This is a genomic window from Variovorax sp. OK212, assembly GCF_900112425.1.
In the GTDB taxonomy this organism is placed as follows: Bacteria; Pseudomonadota; Gammaproteobacteria; order Burkholderiales; family Burkholderiaceae_C; genus Variovorax.
On record NZ_FOLP01000059.1, the window covers coordinates 1 to 1,527 of the forward strand.

Below are 1,527 nucleotides of genomic sequence, written 5' to 3' on the forward strand. Positions count from 1 at the left end.
CCCAGCACCTACCTGCCCACCATCGCCGTCATGAGCCTGCTCACGCTGTGCGGCACGGTGGCCATCCTGTCGTTCACGGCCTGGTCGCGCTGGATGAAGCCGGTGTGGTTCGCCGTGGTGGTGCTGGCCGCCGTGGTGCAGCACTACATGCTCGAGTACCGCGTGGTCATGGACCCGACCATGATCGCCAACGCGATGCAGACCGACCCCAACGAGGCGCGCGACCTGATGAGCTGGCGCATGGCCTTCAACGTGCTGGTCGTCGCGCTGCCGGCGGGCTGGGCGCTGTGGCGGGTGCGCATCGAGCCGATGCGCTTCCTGTCCAAGCTCTGGCGCAATGCCGCGCTGCTGCTGCTGGCCGTGGCCGTGGCGCTGGGGGCCGCCGTGTCCATGAACCGGGAGCTGGCGCCGCTGATGCGCAACAACGTGCACCTGCGCTACATGATGAACCCCATCGCGACGCTGTACTCCACGGGCTCGCTGTTCATCAAGCCGCTGTTCAAGCGCAGCGGCAAGCTCATCTCCATCACCGCCGGCACCGCGCTGGGCACGAGCTACGCGGCGCAGGCCAAGCCGCCGCTGTTCGTGCTGGTGGTGGGCGAGACGGCGCGCGCCGACCACTTCGCGCTGAACGGCTACGCCCGCGACACCACGCCCGAGCTCGCCAGGCGCGGCGTGCTGAGCTACCGCGACGTGCACTCCTGCGGCACCAACACGCTGGCCTCGGTGCCGTGCATGTTCTCGCCGCTGGGCAAGCAGGGCTACGAGTCGCGCAACGACGACTACGAGACCCTGGTCGACGTGCTGCAGGCCGCCGGGCTGGCCGTGTTCTGGCTCGACAACCAGGCCGGCTGCAAGGGCGTGTGCGCGCGCATTCCGAATGCATCGGCCTTCGACGGGCTCGACGCGGCCACCAAGAAGGCGCTGTGCGACGGCGACGAGTGCCTGGACGACGTGATGCTCAAGGGCCTGGACGAGCGCATTGCCGCGCTGCCGGCCGAGCGCCGCGCCAAGGGCGTGGTGCTGGTCATGCACCAGATGGGCAGCCATGGGCCGGCCTACTACAAGCGCTCCGCGCCCGACGTGAAGCGCTTCCAGCCCGAGTGCAAGACCAATGCGCTGGCCGAGTGCGGCCATGCCGAGCTGCTCAACGTGTACGACAACTCGATCGTGCAGACCGACCGCTTCCTGGGCCAGACCATCGACTGGCTCAAGGCCCAGTCCAAGAGCTACGACCCGGCGCTGCTGTACGTGAGCGACCATGGCGAGTCGCTCGGCGAGTACGGGTTGTTCCTGCACGGCGTGCCGTACAGCTTCGCGCCCGAGGCGCAGAAGCACGTGCCCATGGTCACGTGGTTCAGCGACGGCATGAACGCGCGGCGCAAGCTCTCGCGCTCGTGCATGGAGGCGGGGCTGGACGCACCGCTCACGCACGACAACCTGTACCACACGGTGCTGGGCGTGATGGACGTGACCACGCCCACCTACAAGCCCGCGCTGGACGCGCTGGCCGCCTGCCGTGCAAAG

The 1,527-nt window shown here is 68.6% G+C and carries 1 protein-coding gene; it reads left to right on the forward strand.

Going from position 1 to position 1,527, the window contains the following annotated elements:
* The coding region (locus BM004_RS40480; protein ID WP_093222601.1) for a phosphoethanolamine transferase at positions 1–1,527 on the forward strand (1,527 nt) is incomplete at both ends.